Source organism: Pseudomonas spelaei, assembly GCF_009724245.1.
In the GTDB taxonomy this organism is placed as follows: domain Bacteria; phylum Pseudomonadota; class Gammaproteobacteria; order Pseudomonadales; family Pseudomonadaceae; genus Aquipseudomonas; species Aquipseudomonas spelaei.
In genome coordinates this window covers 1-332 of the sequence record NZ_WNNK01000095.1, presented here as the reverse complement: position 1 = coordinate 332, position 332 = coordinate 1, and the positions used below count along the sequence as shown (strand labels likewise).

Sequence of the window (332 nt, the reverse complement as noted above, 5' to 3'; positions counted from 1 at the left end):
AGGTACTCCGAGATATCGCATCCCACTATGATTATGAAACTCGAGGGCTGGAACATAAAATCAACGCTGAGCTCCAGGCCGCAGGTGTTTCTGCGGCGTCAGTGGAGGATATCAACCGGTCTCTTTCTATCATCCAAGACGAAATCTCAAAACGAGAAGCTAAGCTCAGTACGAGCTTTGATAAAGTTGCAAATAACCCAGAACGTGCTTTCGGAACACGGAGTATCGACGCAGTTATGTCAGAGCTGAGAGCTTTGAGTGAGGATGAAGTACCTGCAGCGATCGACAATGAGATTAACGGTACAAAAGCCGCTTTTGAGGTGAGCACAGAC

Annotated in this window: 1 protein-coding gene; it reads left to right on the top strand. The window is 47.6% G+C overall.

Features of this window, described 5'->3' with window-relative positions; genetic code table 11:
- The coding region (locus tag GNF76_RS29515) for a hypothetical protein (RefSeq protein WP_218585320.1) at positions 1 to 332 on the top strand (332 nt) is incomplete at both ends.